The sequence below is a fragment of the Suipraeoptans intestinalis genome (assembly GCF_009696485.1).
GTDB classification, from domain to species: Bacteria; Bacillota; Clostridia; order Lachnospirales; family Lachnospiraceae; genus Suipraeoptans; species Suipraeoptans intestinalis.
In genome coordinates this window covers 723,656-747,337 of the sequence record NZ_VULY01000018.1, presented here as the reverse complement: position 1 = coordinate 747,337, position 23,682 = coordinate 723,656, and the positions used below count along the sequence as shown (strand labels likewise).

General features: G+C 48.2%; 17 protein-coding genes and 1 tRNA gene. 16 read left to right on the top strand and 2 right to left on the bottom strand.

From position 1 onward, the window contains the following. Window positions 1-15: 15 nt before the first annotated feature. The 9 genes from FYJ34_RS04205 to FYJ34_RS04165 all read left to right on the top strand — a co-directional run bounded on the left by FYJ34_RS04205 (window position 16) and on the right by FYJ34_RS04165 (window position 10,993). Window positions 16-1,530, top strand: coding sequence for a sugar ABC transporter ATP-binding protein (locus tag FYJ34_RS04205; RefSeq protein WP_330582527.1), 1,515 nt, complete (start codon window positions 16-18; stop codon window positions 1,528-1,530). Continuing rightward, a complete protein-coding gene (locus FYJ34_RS04200) occupies window positions 1,527-2,516 on the top strand; it encodes an ABC transporter permease (protein ID WP_154476496.1) in 990 nt (329 codons plus the stop codon). Before FYJ34_RS04205 ends, FYJ34_RS04200 begins: the two co-directional genes overlap by 4 nt. Before the next feature lie 10 nt (window positions 2,517-2,526). Beyond that, complete coding sequence (locus FYJ34_RS04195; protein WP_154476494.1) at window positions 2,527-3,531, top strand: ABC transporter permease; 1,005 nt, start codon at window positions 2,527-2,529, stop codon at window positions 3,529-3,531. Between the two features lie 13 nt (window positions 3,532-3,544). Beyond that, window positions 3,545-4,114: an SIS domain-containing protein gene (locus FYJ34_RS04190; RefSeq protein WP_154476492.1), complete on the top strand. Its 570-nt coding sequence runs from the start codon at window positions 3,545-3,547 to the stop codon at window positions 4,112-4,114. 224 nt (window positions 4,115-4,338) lie between these two features. Further along, window positions 4,339-7,071, top strand: coding sequence for a translation factor GTPase family protein (locus FYJ34_RS04185; protein WP_154476490.1), 2,733 nt, complete (start codon window positions 4,339-4,341; stop codon window positions 7,069-7,071). 21 nt (window positions 7,072-7,092) lie between these two features. Next, entirely contained in the window at window positions 7,093-7,869 is a 777-nt protein-coding gene (locus FYJ34_RS14150) for a GDSL-type esterase/lipase family protein (RefSeq protein ID WP_154476488.1), read from the top strand. A gap of 2 nt (window positions 7,870-7,871) precedes the next feature. Beyond that, window positions 7,872-8,396, top strand: a complete 525-nt coding sequence (locus FYJ34_RS04175; protein ID WP_235899241.1) for a DUF4358 domain-containing protein — start codon at window positions 7,872-7,874, stop codon at window positions 8,394-8,396. A gap of 11 nt (window positions 8,397-8,407) precedes the next feature. Beyond that, window positions 8,408-9,814, top strand: a complete 1,407-nt coding sequence (locus tag FYJ34_RS04170; protein ID WP_154476486.1) for an MBOAT family O-acyltransferase — start codon at window positions 8,408-8,410, stop codon at window positions 9,812-9,814. A gap of 30 nt (window positions 9,815-9,844) precedes the next feature. After that, window positions 9,845-10,993 (top strand): DHHW family protein, encoded by a 1,149-nt coding sequence (locus tag FYJ34_RS04165; protein WP_154476484.1) that lies wholly within the window; start codon window positions 9,845-9,847, stop codon window positions 10,991-10,993. Window positions 10,994-11,340: 347 nt separating this feature from the next. Here FYJ34_RS04165 and FYJ34_RS04160 read toward each other — a convergent pair. Beyond that, a tRNA-Gly gene (locus FYJ34_RS04160) sits at window positions 11,341-11,411 on the bottom strand. A 350-nt stretch (window positions 11,412-11,761) separates the two neighbouring features. Here FYJ34_RS04160 and FYJ34_RS04155 point away from each other — a divergent pair. The 5 genes from FYJ34_RS04155 (at window position 11,762) to htpG (ending at window position 20,091) form a co-directional block, all read left to right on the top strand. After that, on the top strand, window positions 11,762-13,264 hold the full coding sequence (locus FYJ34_RS04155) for a ClC family H(+)/Cl(-) exchange transporter (protein WP_154478819.1): 1,503 nt from the start codon (window positions 11,762-11,764) through the stop codon (window positions 13,262-13,264). 70 nt (window positions 13,265-13,334) lie between these two features. Next, window positions 13,335-14,747, top strand: coding sequence for an amidophosphoribosyltransferase (locus tag FYJ34_RS04150; protein WP_154476482.1), 1,413 nt, complete (start codon window positions 13,335-13,337; stop codon window positions 14,745-14,747). Window positions 14,748-14,757: 10 nt separating this feature from the next. Beyond that, window positions 14,758-15,462 carry an ABC transporter ATP-binding protein gene (locus FYJ34_RS04145; protein WP_154476480.1) on the top strand — a complete coding sequence of 235 codons (705 nt, stop codon included), beginning with the start codon at window positions 14,758-14,760 and terminating at the stop codon, window positions 15,460-15,462. A 9-nt stretch (window positions 15,463-15,471) separates the two neighbouring features. Then, window positions 15,472-17,883 (top strand): ABC transporter permease, encoded by a 2,412-nt coding sequence (locus tag FYJ34_RS04140; protein WP_154476478.1) that lies wholly within the window; start codon window positions 15,472-15,474, stop codon window positions 17,881-17,883. 168 nt (window positions 17,884-18,051) lie between these two features. Further along, window positions 18,052-20,091: a molecular chaperone HtpG gene (gene htpG, locus FYJ34_RS04135; RefSeq protein WP_154476476.1), complete on the top strand. Its 2,040-nt coding sequence runs from the start codon at window positions 18,052-18,054 to the stop codon at window positions 20,089-20,091. A 217-nt stretch (window positions 20,092-20,308) separates the two neighbouring features. Here the strand turns inward: htpG and FYJ34_RS04130 are convergent, their stop codons facing one another. Then, window positions 20,309-20,791, bottom strand: a complete 483-nt coding sequence (locus tag FYJ34_RS04130) for a DUF5721 family protein (RefSeq protein WP_154476474.1) — start codon at window positions 20,789-20,791, stop codon at window positions 20,309-20,311. A gap of 183 nt (window positions 20,792-20,974) precedes the next feature. On the opposite strand from FYJ34_RS04130, the gene FYJ34_RS04125 reads away from it, so the two are divergent. Beyond that, window positions 20,975-21,721 (top strand): pseudouridine synthase, encoded by a 747-nt coding sequence (locus FYJ34_RS04125; protein WP_154478818.1) that lies wholly within the window; start codon window positions 20,975-20,977, stop codon window positions 21,719-21,721. After that, window positions 21,669-23,654 carry an NAD-dependent DNA ligase LigA gene (gene ligA, locus FYJ34_RS04120; RefSeq protein WP_235899239.1) on the top strand — a complete coding sequence of 662 codons (1,986 nt, stop codon included), beginning with the start codon at window positions 21,669-21,671 and terminating at the stop codon, window positions 23,652-23,654. The genes FYJ34_RS04125 and ligA overlap by 53 nt, the downstream gene beginning before the upstream one ends. Window positions 23,655-23,682: the final 28 nt, after the last annotated feature.

Sequence of the window (23,682 nt, the reverse complement as noted above, 5' to 3'; positions counted from 1 at the left end):
AAGGATTGGAGAAGGGTGGAAACGATTTTAGAAGCGAAACAGGTCAGTAAGTCCTTTGTTGGAGTACAGGCATTGAAAGACATTACGATTCAAATAAAACAGGGAGAAATCCATTGTCTGGCCGGAGAAAATGGATGTGGAAAATCTACTTTGGTAAAATGCTTTTCCGGAGTGTATGTACCTGATGGCGGAAAAATTATTGTAAATGGGAAGAATTATGACCAGTTGACACCGACACAGGCAATGAGGGAAGGAATCCAGGTTATTTACCAGGATCTGTCGTTATTTCCGCATCTGACGGTGGAAGAAAATATAGCTATTGGAAAACTGAAAAATGAAAAAGCAGGACTTTTGGACTGGAGAAGGGTCAGAAAGATAGCAAAAGAACATTTGAACAGAATAGGGGTTCAATTGGATCTGGAACAACCGGTGGAAGAAATTTCCATGGCCAACAGGCAGATTGTGGCAATCTGCAGAGCACTGGCGCAGGAATGTAAAATTTTATTCATGGACGAACCTACCACTGCTTTGACAAAAACAGAAGTAGACAGACTGCTGAATATTATGGTAGAGCTGAAGAAAAGGGGAATGTCTATTGTATTTATCAGTCACAAATTGGATGAAGTATTTTCTGTTGCAGATGTGATTACGATTTTCAGAAATGGGGAGAAGATCGGAGATTTTAAAAGTGAAGAACTGGACAAGAAAAGCCTGTCCTATTATATGACGGGAAGGGAAGTAGAGTACCCAAGGTACGAAAGAAAGACAAAGAATGACACCCCTGTTTTGGAAGTAGAACATCTTACAAGGAATGGGCAGTTCCAAGATATTTCTTTCTCCCTTCGGTCAGGAGATATTTTGGGAGTGACAGGACTTCTGGGAGCAGGAAGAACCGAATTGGCGCTTTCTTTATTTGGGCTGAATCCCAGTCATAGCGGAATCGTAAAAGTGGAAGGGAAAGAGTGCAAGATCACATCGCCAATCGCCGCTAAAAAGTATGGAATTGCACTACTTCCGGAAGACCGGTCCGTGCAGGGACTTTTTATGAATCGAATGATAATGGAAAACATTTCCTCTGCGATTATAAAGAGGCTTGTGAGGAAAGGAAGGCTGGATAAAAAGGAAGAGAGAAAAACAGCCAGACAGTTTATACAGAAACTAAAGGTCAGAACTCCTTCCGAGGAAACGATCATAGGGACTTTGTCCGGGGGAAATCAGCAGAAGGCTGTTATTGGGAAATGGCTTGCTACTCAACCTAAAATCTTCATTATGGATACCCCGACAGTCGGGATCGATATAGGGTCTAAGGCAGAGATTTATGAGCAAATCCATCGTCTTGCAGAAGAAGGAATGGCGATTATTTTAATTTCGGATGAAGTTCAGGAAATTTTGGCAAACTGCAACAGGGTTATGATACTTGCAGATGGAAAATGCTCCTGCATGTTAGAGGAGGAAGATCTAAGAGAAAAATCAGAGAGTGAGATGGAGGCTCTGATCGGACAGCAAAAAAGGAAGGAGGCGATTGTATGAAGCGGGTAAGGATAGACAGGTTTCAGGCAGTATTGCTGATTATTGTAATAGTATACAGCATTTTTGTTGCAGCAAAAAATCCCTCCTTCTTGAAGGCAGAAACGATTTTTGATATTGCAAGGGTTGCTTCAACTATGATGATCGTGACGATAGGACTGCTGGTTGTAATGATCTCGGGAGGAATTGACGTTTCTTTTATGTCCATCGCATTGTTTGGAAGTTATACGGCGATCAATATTATGATACAGACAGGAATCGACCATCTGTGGTTTGCTTTTTTCCTGTCCTCTGTGATAGGCGGAGCATTGGGACTCATAAATGCAGGACTGATCAACTGGCTGAAATTGCCGCCATTTATCATCACGCTGGGAACACAAAATTTGTTTCATGGAATTATGACAACTTTTATAGGAGACAGATCGTTCGGAGCAGGGGTGCTTCCCAAGAGTATTCATCGATTTGGAAGTCTGGCGATTTTGGAAGCAGGTGATGCAAAACTTACGGCAGCAGTGATACCGGTGATATGTATTGGAGGAGTCACATGGTTTCTGCTACACAGGACTATGGTAGGAAGAGGGATTTTTGCAATTGGAAACAGTGAGGAATCTGCAAGACGGATTGGATTTGATCCGGCAAAGATTCGTTTGTTCGTTTATGCATACTCGGGGGTTTTAGCGGGAATTATGGGAATTCTTTATGTTGCGCAGACGAATGCTTTATATCCGAACAAACTGGTAGGAGATGAATTGATCGTTGTAGCAGCAGTTGTGATCGGAGGGACAAAGATTACAGGAGGACAAGGGAAAGTTTTGGGGGCTGTTCTGGGAGTTTTGATCATCAATCTTCTAAATACGACTCTCATTATGATCGGATTATCGGCTTCCTGGAATAATTTGTTTATTGGAACGATTCTTGTAATGTCTGTTGCTATTACATCCCTGCAGGAGAAGGTAAAAAACAGAAAAAATCTGATTTTCACGGAGTAGGAGACTGGCCATGATAAAACTAAGAAAACGACTAAATGAAAACCTGAACAGGAGCATTCTGATAGGAGTTACTGTGTGTGTACTCCTGGTGTCAGGGGTTGCCTTTGGAAATTCCATGTATTCAGCCAGAAATATACAGTCTATGGCATTTCAGATACCGGAGTTTGGGATGTTTGCATTGGCGATGATGTTATCCAACCTGATAGGAGGCATTGACTTATCCATTATTGCAAACGCAAACACAGTGGCAATTTTAACTGCGTATGTTCTGAACGGAACATGGGCTTTGGGACTGGGAGGATCGGCAAGAATTTTGTTTGCAATTTTCCTTGCGATCCTGTGTAGTGTGGCGTTTGGAGGATTTAATGGTTTTTTGATTTCTCAAACGGCGGCGCCGCCATTGATTGCGACACTTGGCACCATGACTTTGTTTAAAGGAATTGGAATGGCTATTACAGGAGGAAGCAGTGTAGGGAAGATTGACAAGGGATTTGCATTGCTGGGGAAATTATTGATTGCAAATGTTCCCTTTGTTTTTTGGGTGTTTATCATAACAGCCGCCGTTTTAGGAGTCGTGCTGTGGCAGACAGGATTTGGAAGAAAATTGTATCTGTATGGAGAAAATGCGACAACTTCAAGGTTTTCAGGAATTCATAATGAAAAAATGTGTATGTGGACATTTATCCTGACAGGATTACTGGCAGGAATGGCAGGGCTGATTATTTTAAGTCGGGTGAATTCTGCGAAAGTGGGATATGGGGACTCCTATCTGCTACAGACGCTGATTGTCTGTGTGATCGGAGGAATTGATCCGAACGGAGGAAAAGGAAAGGTAGGAGATGTATTGATTGCGATCGTAATGATGCAGATTATGTCCAGCGCATTTACTATCATGGCACTGTCTCCCTATACGCAAAAATTGATCTGGGGGGTTATGCTGACCCTGGTATTGGGGTTAAATCATCTGTTGAAAAATTATTCCATGAAAAAACTGTTGAAAGCAAGTACGAAATAAAGGGAGGAAGAAGATGAACAGACAACTGTATGAAGAATTATATCGAACTATTTTAGAGGAGCACAAAAAAGTATTTGAAAAGCAGGATCTAGATGAATTGGAAACAGTCATGACTGTACTGAAAGAGGCAAAACGCATTTTCATACTGGGAGTAGGAAGAGAGGGAATTGCAGCGAGAGCATTTGCGATGCGATTGATGCATCTAGGGAAAACGGTTCATTGGATCTGGGATGATACTACGCCAGGGATGCATAAAGATGACCTGTGTATGATTGTAAACGGATCGGGAAAGATCGGACATTTGGATTATGTGACAAGACAGGCGAAAAAAGCCCAGGCAAAGACCCTTGTTGTAACAGGATCTCCGGGAGAGGAAGTACATGCTGTAGCAGATTGCATACTGTTTATACCGGCTCATGTTTTTAACGGAACGGATAAAAGAGCAGTTCCTTCCATGCAGCCTATGGGGAATTTATTTGAACAGCATGCATTCCTTTTATATGACGTACTTATTATGATGTTGGAGAGAGAAATGAAACTTTCTCATGATGAAATGGAAGAAAGACACAGGAATGTAGAGTAAGAAAGGGATGTGAATCAGCGTCGGATGATCGGATAGACTTGCAGCTATCAGGAAGTCCGACGCTTTTTTAGTTCAAAGAGAATGAGGTCCTATGAAGTAAAAAATATTCCAAGAAGATCGTATTGTAGAGAAAAGAAAAAACTGAAATCATAAAAGGGAATCTTTTTCATACAAAAGAAAGGGATTCGTGGTACACTGTAGGCAGGAAGAACGGAGGTTAGGGAATGAGAAAATTGACAGCAGGGATTTTAGCCCATGTGGATGCAGGAAAGACGACGCTGGCAGAGGCCCTGCTGTACCAGGCGGGAGCTTTGAGGAAGCTGGGGCGGGTAGATGAGAAAAATTCCTTTCTGGACACATTTGCGTTGGAGCGAAGGCGCGGGATCACGATTTTTTCAAAGGAAGCGCGGATCGAGGAAGGAGATACGCAGATCATCCTTCTGGACACACCGGGTCATGTGGACTTTGCGGCAGAAATGGAACGGGTACTGCAGGTGATAGACTTCGGGATCCTGGTGATCAACGGAACGGATGGCGTACAGGCTCATACCAGAACCCTCTGGCGCCTTCTGGAACTTTATCAGGTGCCGGTGTTCATCTTTGTCAATAAAATGGATCTTCCGGGCGTTGACCGGGAACAGCTGCAAAGACAGCTAAACGGGGAATTGCAGGAAGGATGCATAGATTTCCAAAAGGAAGAAGATAAATTGTGGGAAGAGGCAGCCACCTGTGACGAGGAGGCGCTGGAAGAATACCTGGAAACGGGACGACTGGAAACGGAGACGATCAGGAGGCTGATCGGAAGCAGAAAACTCATCCCCTGTTATTTTGGCTCCGCCTTAAAACTCTGGCAGACAGAAGCGTTCCTGAAAGGAATCTTCACATATGGTCAGACAAAAGACTGGTCACAAACGAAGAAAGAGAAAAAAGAAAAAGCCGGAAAAGAAAAGGGAACAGGAGAATCCCGACAAAAAGAGACAGAGATTCCGCAGAAGGAAAGCTTTGGAGCAAAGATCTTTAAGATCACAAGAGATGACAGAGGCAGTCGGATCACCCATGTACGGATCACGGGAGGCCGGATCGGACTTCGGGAATCCATTCCCTACAGGGATGAAGAAGGAACTCTTTACACAGAAAAAATCCATCAGATCCGTATTTATTCGGGAGACAGATATACCTGCCAGGAGGAAGCGGCAGCCGGAGAAATTTGCGGGATCACGGGACTTACCCATACCAGAGCCGGAGAAGGCCTGGGATGGGAGGAGGGAAAAGGTCGCCCCCTTTTGGAGCCGGTGTTGAAATACCGGGTGGAAGCGGAAGAAACGGCAGACATACACGAAGTACTGCAGGCGTTTCAGAAACTGGAAGAAGAGGATCCGATGCTGAAGGTGGAGTGGTGCAGAAAGACGCAGGAGATGTATGTCCGTTTGATGGGGGAGGTGCAGGTGGAGATCCTGCAGGCATGGATACAGGAAAAGTACGGCTTGCGTGTGCGATTTTCAAAAGGGAGCATCCTCTACAAGGAAACCATAGCAGATACGGTGGTGGGAAGAGGTCATTTTGAACCGCTGAAGCATTATGCAGAGGTACATCTGAAACTGGAACCGCTTCCCAGAGGAAGCGGAGTGGAGATAGAGAGAGATTGTGATACGAATATGCTGGAGGAGCACTGGCAAAAGCTGGTGGTAACAGCTCTCAAAGAAGAAGGGATCAAAGGGGTGCTGACGGGGGCGGAGGTAACGGATATCCGCATTACCCTGATAGCCGGCCGGGCACATATCCGGCATACAGAGGGCGGAGACTTCAGGGAGGCTGCAAGACGGGCCCTGCGCCAAGGGCTTTTAAAAGCAAGATCGGTACTTCTGGAGCCCTATTACAGCGTGTGGATACAGGCGCCTTCCGAGAATGCAGGAAGGCTCCTGACCGATCTGGATCGAAGAGGCGCCAGACTTTTTCCGCTGGAGCAGGCAGGAGAAACGGTGCTGATCCGGGGAGAGGCGCCGGTGTCAGCTCTGGAGCAGTACGCCAGAGAAGTGGCGGCGTTTACCGGTGGGAGAGGAAGCTGTTCTCTGACGGTGGAAGGATACGGAACCTGTCAGGAGCCGCAACAGGTCATAGAAATGGCAGGATATTCTCCGGAAGAGGACAAGGAGTGGCCGGCAGGGTCGATTTTCTGTTGTCAGGGATCCGGGATTTCGGTATCATGGAAGGAAGCAGAAGAACGGATGCACGTTCATACAGACGAAGGCAGACAAAAACCGGGGGAAGATACCGGTACGGGCGTAAGGACCGGAAGGAGCGTTTCCGGAAACCGGGAGATCACCCAGGAGGAAATGGAAGAGATTTTACTTCGCACCTATGGAAGAGTCGGTGGCAAAGAAAGGCGGCAGCAGACGGTTTCCGCAGGAAACTACGCTACTTCCCGGGAACCGGTGCAGGAATACCTTCTGGTGGATGGATACAACGTGATCTTTGCCTGGAAAGAATTGAAGGAACTGGCGCAGGAAGATATCAGTGCGGCAAGATGGAGGCTTTTGGATGTACTAAGTGATTACCAGGGATACCGGGGGATTCCGGTCATCGCAGTATTTGATGCCTACAAGGTGGAGGGAAACCCGACAAAAGTAGAAAAATACCACAATGTTTTTGTAGTTTATACCAAAGAGGCAGAGACGGCGGATCAGTATATTGAAAAAACGGTGCATCGGATGGGAAGGAAGCATCATGTGACTGTGGTGACGTCCGATTGGGTAGAACAGGTGATCATCCAGGGGCAGGGAGGAACGCTTCTTTCTTCCCGGGAATTCCTGGAAGAGATTCTTCGTATCAAAAAAGAGGGTCTGGCATATCAAAAGAGCAGACCGGAAGGAAAAACCTATCTGTTTGATGGGGTGGAAGAATCTCTGGCAGGTCAGGTAGAGGAAGTGCGCTTGGGGAAAAAAGAGCGGATCGATTAGAAAAAGAGGGGAGGAAACGCTGTGGAGGGCAGGAAAAGGACCGGGGGCAAAGCGGGGATCAAAAGAAAATATCAGGTTCTGACCGTGTTTGTACTTCTGGGGATCCTGGCGCTTTTGGGGATGGGGATCAGGCTTCTGCTCCCACAGAAAGAGGATGTGTCGGAGGGGAGAAAGCTCCTTCAAAAGCTGGAAAAAAGAGATCTTTTAAAAACGGAAGACGCTGTCCGGAAGGTGCGGCAGGAGCAGCTGCAGGGGGAAGGTGCGGCAGCGCAGCGAGATTACCGGGAGGCCTTTTCGGGGTGTGTCATTATGGGAGATTCGGTAGCGTCCGGATTTTCTACCTACAACGTTCTGGATAGTACGAATGTGGTGGCAGAAGTAGGAACCGGACTGACCTCTTACGACAAGCAGCTGGAAACCGTCACAGAGCTGAAGCCCAGGTGTGTATTTCTTTATTATGGGTTTAATGATGTGGGGCATGTGCACGGAGACGTGGAACTGTTCAGACAGGAATACGCAGACTTTATCATACAACTAAAGCAGGCGCTTCCGGAATCGGAGATTTTTGTGAACGGACTGTTTCCGGTACTGTCTCTGGATGTGGTGGAAAATGAAGCCTATAAGGATCTGCAGCCCTACAACGAAGCCATCCGAAGCATGTGCAAAGAACAGGGAGTCGCCTTTTTGGATAACGAGGGACTGGCACAGGAAACAGATTATGCAGAAGACGGGTATCACTTTGAAATAGAATTTTATCCCAAATGGCTGCAGCAGATGGTAGAGGGGGCAGGACTATAAAGATGGAACAATATTCAGTGAAGCACATGCTGCAGCAGCAGGGAAACCGAAAAGAGAGAGTCCTTGTAAAAGGATTAAAATACGCAGTGATACTGGGGATCGCCGTGTATATAGGCTTTCTGCTGCACTATGTGGGAGGGAGCGACCAGAAATTTTCCAAAGTAAAGGAAGAAATGGAACAGGTAGTGGACACGCGGAGGTTGAAAAACGCAGGAGAGCAGGGCTTAAAGAGATATTATGGTTTAAACGGCACAGATTATGAAGGCGTTCTTTGCTATGTGGCGACCACCAGTATGTCCGCACAGGAGCTTCTGGTTATCAAGGTGAAAGAGGAATCCCAGGTGCAGGAGGTAGAGACGGCCATTGAGAGACGACTGGCAGATCGGAAAAATGATTTCGCAGGGTATGCCCCTAAACAGGTGGAATTGCTGGAGCATGCAGAGATCAGCATCCGGGGAACCTATATTTTTCTGGCTGTGTCGCCGAAAGCTTCTGTTTACCGGGATACTTTTTCAAAAAGTCTTTAAGGAGGAAGGGCATGTTATTTAGCAGTGTGACATTCTTGTTCGTATTTTTTCCGATAACGTTGCTGGCTTATGCCATTGCTCCCAAGCGTCTGAAAAATGTGGTGCTGCTGCTGGCCAGCCTGGTTTTTTATGCATGGGGAGAACCTGTCTATATCGGGCTGATGCTGTTGTCCATCTTGTTGAATTACGTCTGTGGAAGGGATATCTATCTGGCCAAAGAGGCGGGAGGATCCGGGAAACGGGAGCTGGTCTTTGCACTGGCTGCAAATCTGGCGCTGCTGGGATTTTTCAAGTATTCCGGCTTTTTTGCAGGGATATGGAACCAGATTTCTCCGGTTCCTCTTCCTTACAGGAAACTCGCGCTTCCCATAGGGATTTCCTTTTACACCTTTCAGGCGATCTCCTATCTCATTGACATTTACCGGGGAGAAGTAAAGCCGCAGAAGCATGTGATGAATTTTGCCTTGTACATTTCCATGTTTCCCCAGTTGATCGCAGGGCCTATCGTCCGTTACATTGACATAGACAAGCAACTTGCCCAGAGAAAGGAATCTCTGGAAAAGTTTGGGGCAGGAGCCAGGTATTTCATTATTGGACTGGGAAAGAAAGTGATTCTTGCAAATGGGATCGGCGCAGTCTTCGACATGATCCATGGCAGCTTCTTGCAGGAGGGAACCGCCTATGTGCTGACGGCATGGATAGGGGCGGTGGCCTACGCACTTCAGATTTATTTTGATTTCAGCGGATATTCGGACATGGCCATAGGACTTGGAAAAATGTTTGGCTTTGATTTTCGGAGAAATTTTCATTATCCCTATACGTCCAGAAGCATTACCGAGTTCTGGCGAAGATGGCATATTTCTTTGGGAACCTGGTTCCGGGAATATGTGTACATCCCTTTGGGAGGCAACAAAAAAGGCGGAAAACGGCAGATCATCAATCTTCTGATCGTGTGGACGCTGACAGGGTTCTGGCACGGGGCGGCCTGGAACTTTCTGTTCTGGGGACTGTACTACGGAGTATTTTTGATCCTGGAAAAATTTGTGTGGGGCAACGCGCTGGAAAGAGGCTCCGGATGGATGCAGAGGATCTATACGCTGGCAGTGGTGCTGATCGGCTGGGTGTTCTTTTTCAGTGACAGCCTGCAGGGAGCCATCCGCTATATCGGGATCCTGTTTGGAGTGGGAAGTAAAGGCGTACTGGATAGTATGAGTGTCTATTATCTGGCATCCAATTGGCTGCTTTTTCTGTGCTGTATCATCGGAAGCACACCGGCGGCAGTCTGGCTGCTGAACAGTGACAAGTATGAGGGGAATCCCCGATGGATGGCGCTGTCTTTGTATGCCGGGATATTTTTGGTGGCATTGTCCTGCCTGGTGTCCAGTACATTTAATCCGTTTTTGTATTTTAGATTTTAACTGTTTGTGCAAGGAAAAGGGATCAAAGCAATGAAAAGGGGAAATAAACGAGTAGGCATCATTTTTTTGACAGTAATACTGGCGCTGGCAGTGCTGGGGCCTGTGATCCGGGATAAAAAGATCTCGGAGGAAGAAAACCGGACGCTGGCACAAAGACCGGAGCTGACCTTCCACGGCGTGTTGTCGGGAAATTTTATGAAAAAGTACGAAGCATATGTATCCGATCAGTTTGTGGGGCGAAGTGTCTGGAGAATTTTTCACGCCTCCTTAAAGCGAATCGGCGGAAACCGGGAAGAAAACGGGGTCTATCTGGGAAAAAACGGACAGTTGCTGGAAAAAATAGAACCGCCGAAAAAAGAGTATGTAGAGAATACCGTCCGGGGAATGAATGATTTTCAGGGCAGATATCCGGAGGTGACGATGCGCATGATGCTGGTGCCGGATGCGGGAGAGATCTTGCAGGAGAAGCTGCCGCCTCTGGTGCGTCAGGCCAGCCAGACGGATATGATCGAGGGCGTCCGGGAAGAACTGTCTCCGGGAATCCGCTGGGTGGAGGCACAGCGGGTGATGGAGGATCACAAGGAGGAGAACATCTATTATAAAACGGACCATCACTGGACCGGCACGGGCGTTTTTTATGCTTTTTTGGAATATGGGAAAGAGGCGGAGCTGCCTTTGGATGAAAGCGCCTACAAGAAATATCCGGTAACGACGCAGTTTAATGGAGCTCTTTCCAAGACCAGCGGCTTCAGAAGGGGAGAAAAGGAAAAGATAGAGCTGTATCTTCCCAAGGAAGACCATACAAAGTATGTTGTCAGTTATGTTGAAAATCAGAAAAAACGGACCTCTCTCTATGACGAAAAGCAGTTGGATACCCAGAACGGATATCAGGTTTTCCAGGGAGGAAATTATTCCTTGCTGGACATTAGAACCGATGTGAAAAATACCAGGAGACTGCTTTTGGTGAAGGATTCGTTTGCCAACAGCTTTGTCCCGTTTCTGACGCCTTTTTACCAGGAGATCGTTATGGTGGACCCCAGATACTATGCGGGAAATGCGGACGAACTGATGGACACCTATGGGATCAATGAGGTGCTGTTTTTGTACAGCGGCAATACTTTTTTTCAGGACAACAACATCGGCGGATTCTTAAAACCTGTGGAATCCGGGAGTTCTTAGGAAAAAGAAGAGGGAACGCAAGGAATTCTTAAGAGGTGCTTAAGGAATTTTCGATTTCTTTTAGAAAAGGAACATACTTTAGACATATTTCTTTTCTATAATGAACTCAGATAGTTGAAGAACACATCAACTATCATCCCCCTCACAAAAGTGAACACCGGAAGTGAAACACGGTGTAGCACTTTACTCTCATTCCTTTAGATAACGATAATAACAACGAAGCCCGCGAGCCGTATGGCAAGCGGGTTTTCGCTGTGCAAAAAAGGAAATTTTGAAACCTAAAAAGGCCGAACCTTTTTTACATCAAAGATTCGGTCCTCTATAAAGAGCTGCATTGCAATAAAATAAGCGGGTGATGGGAATCGAACCCACGTATCTAGCTTGGAAGGCTAGTGTTCTACCATTGAACTACACCCGCATGAAATATTATTTTCAACAAAAGGTATAGTATCATTCCAGGAAGAAAAAAGCAAGCAAAATTTGAAAAAAGTAAAAAAATCAAAAGGGAAGCCTCTCAAACAGGGAAGATACGATTGAAGGAGAAGACCTGTATCCGGCGAAAGGTGTTTTGAAGGTTCCGTAACCGGAGAGGAAAGTCAGACAGAAAACGGGAAAAGAAATGAGATTTGGCGGTCCCATTCGTTGACAAGCCACGTGGCTGGTTTATAATAGAAGGCAGGGAGGACGTGTGAAGTGGTGAGAGAGAGAGGAAAGAAAAAGAGTATTGAACACACAGTGAGACGACAGCAGCGGTTTCCGGCGATCCTTATGGGAGAAGGGATACTGGTGGGGATCGCAGCGGGAGTCGTAGTATTGCTTTATCGATTGTGTCTGGAACAGGCGGGAGAGTGGCTTTTCAGGATCGTTTCCTTCATAAAAGGAAAGCCTCTCTATGTTATCGCATGGTTTCTGGCACTTTTTTTTCTGGCAGTACTTGCGGGAAAGCTGGTGGCTCTGGAGCCGATGGCTTCCGGAAGCGGGATCCCGCAGGTCGAAGGAGAGATGCAAGGATCCATCAATCAGACCTGGTATCGGGTCCTTTGGACCAAATTTCTCGGGGGAAGCCTTTGCATGCTGGGCGGACTGGCGCTGGGACGAGAAGGACCGTCCATCCAGCTGGGAGCTATGGCAGGGAAGGGTGTGGCAAAAGGACTGGATGTGGGAAAGACGGAAGAAAAATTCCTTCTGACCTGCGGGGCAAGCGCCGGGCTCTCGGCGGCCTTCCATGCTCCCCTGGCAGGCGTGATGTTTTCTCTGGAAGAAATCCATAAGAATTTTTCTGTTTCTGTGCTGCTGTCGGTCATGACGGCATCGCTGACGGCAGATTTTTTGTGTTCTTCCATCCTGGGAGTCCATTCTGTTTTCCGGTTTCAGGTGACACGAGCCATTCCTCTGGAAAATTACTGGCTGCTCCTGCTCCTGGGGATCGTGCTGGGCGCGGGAGGAGTCCTGTATAACCACGGAACGCTGAAGGTACAGGAGTGGTATGGGAGAACCCTGAAGACGCCGGTAAAAAAAATGCTGCTTCCGTTTTTGCTGTCCGGACTTCTGGCGCTTTGGGTACCGGAACTATTAGGAAGCGGGCAAAAATTGATCGACAGCCTGGCCGGAGGAGGATTGACGGTGGGAGTCATGCTGCTGTTTTTGGTGGGCAGGTTCCTTTTTTCTACCTTCAGCTTTGGATCCGGCGCTCCGGGAGGAATCTTTTTTCCGCTGCTGGTGCTGGGGGCTTTGTTGGGAGGCGCGTTTGGAACCATCTGTCATCAGCTTCTGGGGCTGGATGGCAGCTACATCAGCAATTTCATTATCCTTGCCATGGCAGGCTATTTCACAGCCATTGTAAGAGCCCCTTTGACAGGGATCATTTTGATTTTTGAAATGACAGGCTCTATGAGCCAGCTACTGTCTCTGGCGGTAGTTTCTGTGGCAGCTTATGTGACGGCGGAACTTTTAGGATCCAAGCCGATCTACGAAAGCCTTCTGGAACGGATAGTGAAGGGCCGGACGAAAGCGCCGGCGGAGGAAGGAGAAAAGCTGCTGACCCAGTTTGTGGTGGAGCAGGGAGGCGCAATGGAAGGAAAACAGGTGGCAGAGGTTCCCTGGCCGGATAACTGCCTGCTGATTTCCATAAAGAGAGGAACAGAGGAGATCATCCCCAAGGGCAAGACCAGACTGGTAACAGGCGATCTGATCGTTACCATGTGCGACGAAAGGGATGCTCCCTGGATCCGGACGCAGATGGAAGCACTGAACCGGGTGAACTTCCATTAGACACCGCTTTGGTGTTTGTGATAAAATCGGGAAAGAAACAACAGAATAAGACGAGGAAAAGGAGAACAAAATGGGCGGTTTTTTTGGAGTAGCTTCAAAAAAGGATTGTGTGTTGGAATTGTTTTACGGAGTAGACTATCATTCTCACCTGGGAACCAGAAGAGGCGGGATGGCAACGTTTGGGAAACAGGGATTTGAAAGAGCGATCCACAACATAGAGAATTCCCCCTTTCGGACAAAGTTTGACAAAGATGTAGGGGAAATGCAGGGAAATCTGGGGATCGGCTGTATTTCGGATTTTGAGCCGCAGCCTCTGCTGATCCGTTCCCACCTGGGAAGCTTTGCCATCACGACGGTAGGAAAGATCAACAACACGGAAGAACTGCTGGATATGACCTACAGCCAGGGGCACACCCATTTTCAGGAAATGAGTACAGGGCAGGTAAATGCCACAGAACTGGTAGCTTCTCTTATCTGCAAGCAGGCCAGTATTGCGGAGGGGATCCGCTATGCGCAGGATGTGATAGACGGATCCATGACGATGCTGGTCATGACGGAAAAAGGACTCTATGCGGCGAGGGATAAAAAAGGAAGAACGCCTTTGGTGATCGGCTGTAAGGAAGACGCCTACTGTGTTTCTTTTGAAAGCTTCGCCTACATCAATCTGGGATACCGGGACTACAAAGAGCTGAAGCCGGCGGAGATCGCCTTTATCACGCCGGAGGGCGTGGAAACGGTGGGAGAGCCTTCGGAAGAAATGAAGATCTGCTCCTTCCTCTGGGTGTATTATGGGTATCCCACCTCTTCCTATGAAGGGATCAATGTAGAAGAAATGCGTTACAAATGTGGAAGCATGCTGGCAAAGCGGGACGGGAATCAGGTGGAGCCTGATGTGATCGCGGGCGTGCCGGATTCGGGAGTGGCACATGCGATCGGATATTCCAATGAAGCGGGCATTCCCTACGCAAGGCCCTTCATCAAATACACCCCTACCTGGCCGCGCTCTTTCATGCCGACTACTCAAAACCAGAGAAATCTCATCGCCCGTATGAAACTGATCCCGGTACAGGCACTGATCGAGCACAAAAAGCTGCTGCTGATCGACGATTCCATTGTAAGGGGAACTCAGCTTCGGGAAACGACAGAGTTTCTTTACAGAAGCGGAGCAAAGGAGGTACACGTAAGACCGGCCTGTCCTCCGCTGCTGTACGGCTGCAAATATCTGAATTTTTCCAGATCCAAATCAGAGATGGATCTTATCACCAGGAGGGTGATCCTGGAAAAAGAAGGAGGAGAATGCTCGCCGGAGGTGTTGGAAGAGTACGCAAAGCCGGGCAGCTGCCGCTATGAGCAGATGATCGAGGAAATACGAAAGCAGCAGAATTTTACCACATTAAGATACCACAGGCTGGATGATCTGGTAGAATCCATCGGTCTTCCTGCCTGCAAGCTGTGTACCTACTGTTTTAACGGAAAAGAGTAGAGGGAAGAGAATGAACGGATTTGTAGAACTGAAGCAGGTAAAAAAGATATACCACATGGGAGAGATCGAGATCGCCGCTGCCGACGGGATCGATTTTCAGATCGATCAGGGAGAGTTTGCCGTGATCGTGGGACCCAGCGGAGCGGGAAAGACGACGGTGCTGAATATTTTGGGCGGCATGGATACTGCGACTTCCGGAAGCGTGCTGGTGGATGGAAGGGATATTGCTCTTTGCACGCCAAAAGAGCTGATCTTTTACCGCAGGGAAGAAATCGGCTTTGTCTTTCAGTTCTACAATCTGATCCCAAATCTGACGGCCAAAGAAAATGTGGAACTGGCGCTGCAGATCTGTAAGGACCCGATGGATGCGGACCTTGTGCTGGAGGAAGTGGGACTGAAGGATAGAAAGGACAATTTTCCGGCACAGCTTTCCGGGGGAGAGCAGCAGAGGGTATCCATCGCCAGGGCGCTGGCCAAAAATCCCAAGCTTCTCCTGTGTGATGAACCTACAGGAGCGCTGGACTATCACACAGGAAAGGCCATATTGAAGCTGCTGCAGGACACCTGCAGGCAAAAAAATATGACGGTGGTGCTGATTACCCACAATCTTGCTATCGCACCTATGGCAGACAGGGTGATCCAGGTAAAAAACGGAAAGGTGGCTTCCGTTCAGAAAAACTCCGCTCCTATTTCGGTGGAGGACATTGAGTGGTAGGGGAAGGATATGAAACGTCTGGCAACAAGAAAAGATTTTTTCAGAGAACTGTATAAAAGCAGAGGGCGGTTTTTGTCTATTTTGTTTATCGTGGCGCTGGGAGTGGCCTTCTTTTCCGGACTGCGTTCGGCGAAGCCTTCCATGCAGATCACCGGCGACGCTTATTTTGATGCCCGGAATCTGATGGATCTGGAGATCGTTCATCCGGAAGGGATTTCCGGGGATCTGATAGGAGAAATAGAAAAGATCCGGGGAGTGAAGCAGGCAAAAGGCGGCTACAGCGCTGATTTTCTTAGCAAAAAAGGAAAAGAGCAGCTAACCGTCCGGGTAACGGCGCTAAATGACGTATTCAACAGGCCGGAGGTAACAACAGGACGTCTTCCTGAAAACCGGTGGGAATGTCTGGCAGATGCGAAGCTGGGATACCGGATCGGAGATAAGATACAACTGGAATCCGGCAGTCAGCTCCCTTTGGAGACGATGCTGAAAGAAACGGAAGTGACGATAACGGGAATCGGAAGCAGCCCCTGCTATATTTCCGCAGAAAGGGGCAGCACGGGGATCGGCTCCGGCAGTCTAGACGGTTTTCTCCTGGTTCCGGAAGAAACCTTTGCATTGTCATCCTACACGCAGGCGTATGTGGAAGTGGACCGGGCCAGGGAAGAAGTGGCGTATACAAAAGGCTATCAGAAGCTGGTGGCGGCAGTGAAAACGAAGATCAAGGAGCAGGTGGAACAAAAGGAAGGAACGTGGTATGTACAAGATCGCACCTCCCTTCCGGAGTATGACGGATTTGGGGACAACGCCCGGAGAATGGGGGCCATCGGTCAGGTGTTCCCCGCGATTTTCTTTCTGGTGGCCGCACTGATCAGTCTGACGGGGATGACCCGTATGGTGGAGGAACAGAGGATCTCCATCGGAACCATGAAGGCGCTTGGATACGGGGAATTTCAGATTTCTGCCAAGTACTGGGGGTATGCCCTGTGCGCCACAGTGACCGGAAGCGTACTGGGCGTTCTGGTAGGCGAAAAATTTTTCCCATATATCATCATCTATTCTTACAGGATTCTTTACCCGCAGATGGAGAAGATCCTGGTACCGTACCACTGGGGATACGGGATTCTTGCAGCGGGAACGGCGCTTGTCTGTACGTTGGGGGCAACGGCCCTGGCCTGTCACAAGGAGCTGCGGGAGCAGCCGGCGCAGTTGATGCGGCCGGAAGCACCGAAAAATGGAACCAGGATCTTTCTGGAACGGATCCGGATCCTGTGGTCGCATATGAATTTTACATGGAAGTCTACGGTCCGAAATCTGTTTCGGTATAAAAAACGGTTTTTTATGACGGTGGCAGGGATCGGCGGCTGTATGGGGTTGATGCTGGTGGGCTTTGGGCTGCGGGATTCTATTGTAGAGGTAGCAGATGTGCAGTACGAAGAACTGCAGACCTACGACGGAAGCCTGTATTTTGCGGAAAATACCTCAGCAGAAGACAGAGAGGCATTTCTGGAAAAAATGAAACAGGAAAAGGAAGTGAAGTCCTGTTTTGAGGCTTCTGTCCGCAAGGTGACTCTGAAGCTGTCCGGAAAGCAGGTGGAAACCTATCTGATGGTGCTGCCAAAGGAGCAGTACCGGAATGCCTTTTCCCTGCGAAACAGGAAAACGAAACGATCCTATGATCTCGGGAAAGGGGCGGTTCTGACGGAGAAGGCGTCGGCGCTGCTGAAGTGGGAAAAGGATAAAACACTGCTGCTTAAAGATCAGAAGCATGCGGATAAGCGGCTGAAGATCGAGAGGATTGCGGAAAATTACATGGGGCATTTTCTTTATATGGATGAAGCGACCTATCAAGAACTGTACAAAGAGGCGCCGGTTTACAACAGCATCCTGTTTACTGTAAAAGATTCCGTCTCGGAAAGTCAGATTACAAAGCTGGGGGAAGCCTGGCTGAAAAACCAACAGGTGCAGGGGATCTCCTATATGAATGCAGTGGAAGAAAGACTCCAGGATATGATCGGCAGTCTGAATCTGGTGATGGGCGTACTGATCATGGCGGCAGGGGCCTTAAGCTTTGTCGTCCTGTACAACCTGAATACCATTAATATTACAGAAAGACAGAGAGAGCTGGCAACATTAAAGGTTCTGGGCTTTTATGACCGGGAGGTGTCCGCTTATGTCTATCGGGAGAATGTGATCCTGACGCTGTTTGGAACGGCATTCGGAGCAGGAGTGGGAACGGTTCTGCACCAGTTTATGATCCGGACCGTGGAAACAGATGACGCCATGTTTGGCAGATTGATCCAGCCCAGCAGCTATTTGTACAGCTTTTTGCTGACTATCTTATTTTCACTGCTGGTGAACCTGGTCATGTACTGGAAGCTGAAACAGATCAACATGGTGGAATCTCTGAAAAGTGTGGAATAGAGGAACAGAAGCTCCAAAGAGGAAACAAAAAGAAGAGAAGGAAAGCCATAAAGGATCCGAACTAAAAAGAAAAATCAGCACTCTGGCGAGGTGAGTGCTGATTTTTGGTTGACTTTTAAAAATGAGTGTATTATCATACAGGTGAGACTAAAAAAGAGGAGTGATTTTATGACAATAAAAAAAGGAAACCTGTCCATCAGCAGTGAGAATATTTTCCCTATTATTAAGAAATGGGTATATTCTGACCATGATATTTTTGTAAGAGAGCTGATCTCCAACGGCTGTGACGCCATCACCAAGCTGAAGAAGCTGGACATGATGGGGGAATACCGGCTGGCGGACGATTATCGTCCGAAGATCAAGGTCCTGGTAAGCCCGGAGAATAAGACGCTGAAATTTCTGGATAACGGACTTGGCATGACGGCGGAAGAGGTGGAGGAATACATTACCCAGATCGCTTTTTCCGGAGCAACAGAGTTTTTGGAAAAATACAAGGACAAGACGACAGAGGATGACATGATCGGCCACTTTGGCCTGGGCTTTTATTCGGCATTTATGGTAGCGGACGAGGTGGAGATCCATACCCGTTCCTATCGGGAAAATGCGACACCGGTTCTTTGGAAAAGCACCAGCGGTACCGAGTATGAAATGGGAGAAGGTACCAGAGAAGAGACCGGGACGCAGATCACACTGTACCTGAATGAAGACAGCCTGGAATTTGCCAACGAATACCGTATGCGGGAAGTGATCGAAAAATACTGTTCCTTCATGCCGGTAGAGATCTTCCTGGAAAAAGAAGGGGCGGATCCGGAATACGAAGTGATCGATGCGGAGGAAGAAAAAGAAACAGACACCGTCATCGAACGGATACAGGAGGAAGCCAAGACAGAGGAGCAGGAGGACGAGAACGGAGAAAAGAAGCTGGTGGAAGTGTCACCGGCAAAAAATCAGGTAAAGATCGTAAAAAGACCGGTTTCCCTGAGTGATACGGCTCCCTTGTGGGGAAAACACCCCAATGAATGCAGCGAAGAAGACTATCTGAACTTCTACAGGAAGGTCTTTTTGGACTACAAAGAGCCGCTGTTCCATATCCATCTGAACATGGATTATCCCTTTAACCTGAAAGGGATCCTCTATTTCCCGAGGATCAACACAGAGTATGATTCCATCGAAGGGATGATCAAGCTGTACAACAACCAGGTGTTTATCGCGGACAATATCAAAGAAGTGATCCCGGAATTTTTAAGAGTCCTGAAGGGAGTCATCGACTGTCCGGATCTGCCCTTGAACGTATCCAGAAGCGCTCTGCAAAACGACGGGTTTGTAAATAAGATCGCGGACTACATTACTAAAAAGGTAGCGGATAAGCTGACGGGGATGTGTAAGACCAAGCGAGAAGACTATGAGAAGTACTGGGATAATATCAGTCCCTTCATTAAGTTTGGATGCCTGAAGGATGAAAAATTCAGTGATAAGATGAAAGATGCTATCCTGTTTAAAAATCTGGAAGGAAACTATCTCACACTGAAGGAGCTGGTGGAAGCACTGGGAGGCGATCCGCAGAAACTGGAAAAAGAAGCAGAGGAGCCCAAGGAAGGGGAGGAGACAGAAAAATTTTCCATTTCCTATGTGACAGATGAGATCCAGCAGAGCCAGTATATCCAGATGTTTAAGAGCCAGGGAAAGGATGCCGTCCTCTTTGGCCACAACATAGATACGCCTTTTGTAACACAGCTGGAACAGAGATTTCCGTGGCTGTCTTTCCAGAGGATCGATGCGGAAGTGGCAGGCGATTTCAAGGAAACCATAGAAGAAGACGAAAAAGAAAGCTTTGCAAAGCTGTCTGAAAAGCTGAAAGAGATCTTCCGGAAGGAGCTGGGAAAAGAACAGCTGGACGTACAGGTGGAACGGCTGAAGGATGAAAAGACAGCGTCCGTTATGGTGCTGTCCGAACAAAGCCGCCGTATGCAGGAGATGATGAAGATGTACGGGATGGCTGATCTGGGGATGGGCCAGGAGGGGTCGCTGATCCTGAACGCCAATCATCCGCTGGTGCAGTATGTGTCCAAAGAAGAGGGAGAGCACACGGCGCTGATCTGCAGACAGCTGTACGACCTGGCGGCTATGGCACATAAGCCGCTGTCGCCGGAAGAAATGACTGCTTTCGTGCAAAGAAGCAATGAGATCCTGCTGCTTTTGACGCAGTAAAAAAGACAAGCTTTCGGGATATTGAAGGCAACCCATTCGGGAAATCACAAAACGACAAAAAATAAAATCCCCCTTTTCTTTTCCGGAAAGGTCTTTAAAAGACCGGGCAGGAGAAGAAGAGGGGGATTTTGCAGGCGCGGGATGCGGGAGCATCTGAAATTTACACCGGAGGGAATCGTGAGACAACCGACCGGGAAACGTTTGCTCCTTCGCTGATTCAGTTTTTTTCTAACTCCAGAGGGATGCTCTTTAAAAAGGATTCCGCATAGGAATCCCAAGCTCTTTCCAGGGATCTGTCCAAAGAAAAGGTGCGGGTGGACACTCCGGTGGTACAGGTGAGGACATGTTCCTTAAAATGAAAATTCAGATACAGTCCCTGCAGGTTTTCCTGTTCCCGGGAAGAAAGGGAGCAGGCAGAAAAGAAGTGTTCCAGATCCACCGGAGAAAGAGCCAGCACCAGGCGGAATTCCACCGGAGGACGGCTACCGCGGATCAGTTCCAGACAGAAGCTTTTTACCTCCTTCCAAAGGGAATGAGAGCGCTCCTGTGGTTCGTCAAAAAAATCCGGGCAGAGGAAACCGTCGATGGAAAAGCGGTTAAAGGTAACGATCTCCCCCTCCAAAAAGGAAAAGGAATCAAAGGTGTCCCGCAGCAAAAGATGGGACATGCACAGTTTGGAAGACAGCGTAAAAATGTTCATAAAATTCTCCTTTTTTCACGGGCAGAAAAAGAAAGATTCCGGCCTGAAATAAATCCTTTTTCCAGTATAACACAAGTTTGACTTTTAGGGGGAAAGGGTATAAGATTACATGGAATAAATAGGAAGATTCAGGCAGCGCCAGGCTGCAGAAAAGTGCGGGCGAAGCGGCGCGGGTCGATGACAATGATAAGATTGAACAAATACTTAAATGAAAAAGGCGTTTGCTCCAGAAGAGAGGCGGACAGATGGATCGCAGAGAAAAAGGTTACAGTCGATGGAAGTGTAGCCTTTTTAGGTATGCAGATAGAAGAGGGGCAGACGGTGTGCATCGACGGAAAAGAAGTGGGAGAAAGCCCCGGGAAAGTGGTGCTTGCCGTTTACAAGCCTGTGGGGATCGTGTGTACGGAAGAAAAAAGAGAAAAAAATAACATCATACGGTTTGTGAATTACCCACAGAGAGTCACCTATGCAGGACGACTGGACAAGGAGTCGGAGGGACTGCTTTTGATGACCAACGACGGGGAGCTGATCCAGAGCATGATGCGCAGCCGGAATGGCCATGAAAAGGAGTACGAGGTCTGGATCGACCGGCCGGTGACAAAAGCATTTTTGAAACAGATGGCGGCGGGCGTTCGGCTGGTGGATCGGGAAAAGGGGCTGGATGCGCTTACAAGACCGTGCAGGGTCAGACAACTGGGAGAGAAGCGATTTTCCATCATCCTGACCCAGGGGCTGAACCGGCAGATCCGCAGGATGTGCCAGGCTTTGGGATGCCGGGTGGAGCGGCTGATCCGGACACGGGTGGTCAATATTACTCTGGATACGATGCAGTGCGGGCAAATACGGGAATTATCAGAGCAGGAGAAAACACAATTATATGAGCAGGTCAAAAAAAGCCAGAATGGAAGAATTGATAGAAATACTAAATAGAGCTTCTTACGCCTATTACCAGCAGGCAGAGGAACAGATGAGCAATCTGGAGTATGATGCGTTGTACGAGGAGCTGGTTGCCCTGGAAAAAGAAACAGGGATCACCCGGACTGACAGTCCTACCGTAAACGTAGGCTATGAAGTGGTCAGTCAGTTGCCCAAAGAGAGGCATGAGCGTCCTATGCTGTCCCTGGACAAAACGAAAAGTGCGGAGGAACTGGCAGAGTTTCTGGGAGTACAAAAAGGAGTGCTGTCCTGGAAGATGGACGGACTGACTATCGTGCTGACCTACCGGGAAGGACGTCTTTATAAAGCGGTAACCAGGGGGAACGGAGAGACGGGAGAGATCGTGACGCCCAATGCAAAGACGTTTCGGAATCTTCCGTTGAAGATCAAGTATCCCAACGAGCTGATCCTTCGGGGAGAGGCTGTGATCGGATACAGGGATTTTGAAGAGATCAACCGCAAGCTGCCGGAGGTGGAGGCCAAATACAAGAACCCCAGAAATCTTTGCAGCGGATCCGTCAGACAGTTGAACAGTCAGATCACAAAAAGCAGACAGGTGAGCTTCTATGGGTTTTCAGTAGTAAAGGCAGAGGGAATCGATTTTGAAAATTCCAGAAAACGACAGCTGGACTGGCTGGAAGAGCAGGGGTTTGAAGTGGTGGAGCACTGTCTGGTAACGCAGGATACGCTGAGACAAACCGTGGAGGAATTTTCTTCCCGAATCGGAGAAAATGATTTTCCTTCGGACGGATTGGTGCTGAATTATGATGACATCGCTTATGGAGAGTCCCTGGGACAGACCTCCAAATTTCCAAGGGATTCCATGGCATTTAAGTGGGAAGATGAGAAGCGGGAGACCACCCTGCTTTCTATAGAATGGAGTCCTTCCAGAACGGGACTGATCAATCCGGTGGCCATCTTTGAGCCGGTAGAGCTGGAGGGAACGACAGTCAGCCGGGCCAGCGTTCATAATATCAGCATACTGGAGGAGTTGGAGCTGGGGATCGGAGACCGGCTTCTGGTGTATAAGGCCAATATGATCATTCCCCAGATCGCAGAAAATCTGACCAAAAGCGGGAACCTGGAGATTCCGTCAGCCTGCCCCGTCTGTCAGGGAACAACCTCTATCCGGCAGACAGGAAGCGCCAGAGCCCTGTATTGTGACAACCCGGACTGCCAGGCAAAGCAGATCAAGGCGTTTACCCTGTTTGTAAGCAGAGACGCCATGAATATAGAAGGGCTGTCGGAGGCAAGCCTGGAAAAGTTTGTGGGAAGAGGCTTTATTCAAACGTCGGGAGACATCTTCCGGCTGTCCCGGTACCGGGAGGAAATCTGCCAAATGGAAGGCTTCGGAGAAAAGTCCTTCCGGAATCTGGCAGATAGCATAGAAAAGGCGAGGGATACCAGCCTTCCCAGACTGATCTACAGCCTGGGGATCGCCAATATCGGACTGGCAAATGCCAAGCTGATCTGCAGGCATTTTGACCAGGATCCGGAAAAGGTCATGAAAGCAACGGCAGAGGAATTGGGGAAGATCGACGGGATCGGCCCTGTGATCGCATCTGCGTTTGAGGTCTATTTTGCCCAGGAAAAAAACCGGAGCAGGTATCTGGATATCTTAGGAGAGATCCGGCTGGAAGAAAACAGACAGGAAGCGTCTTACCTTTTCCGGGAAAAGGTATTTGTGGTGACAGGAAGTGTTGCCAGATTTTCCAATCGCAGTCAACTGAAGGAATGGATCGAAGCAAGGGGAGGAAAGGTGACGGGCAGCGTTACCTCGAAAACCAGTTTTCTGATCAATAATGACGCAGAATCGACCTCTTCCAAAAATAAAAAGGCAAGGGAATTGAATATTCCCATTTTGTCGGAGGAAGAGCTGCTGGCAATGGCAGGACAGTCAGAGACAGACCCGGTGCAGCCGGTTTGATGTACGTCTCAACAAAACACAGGTCGTT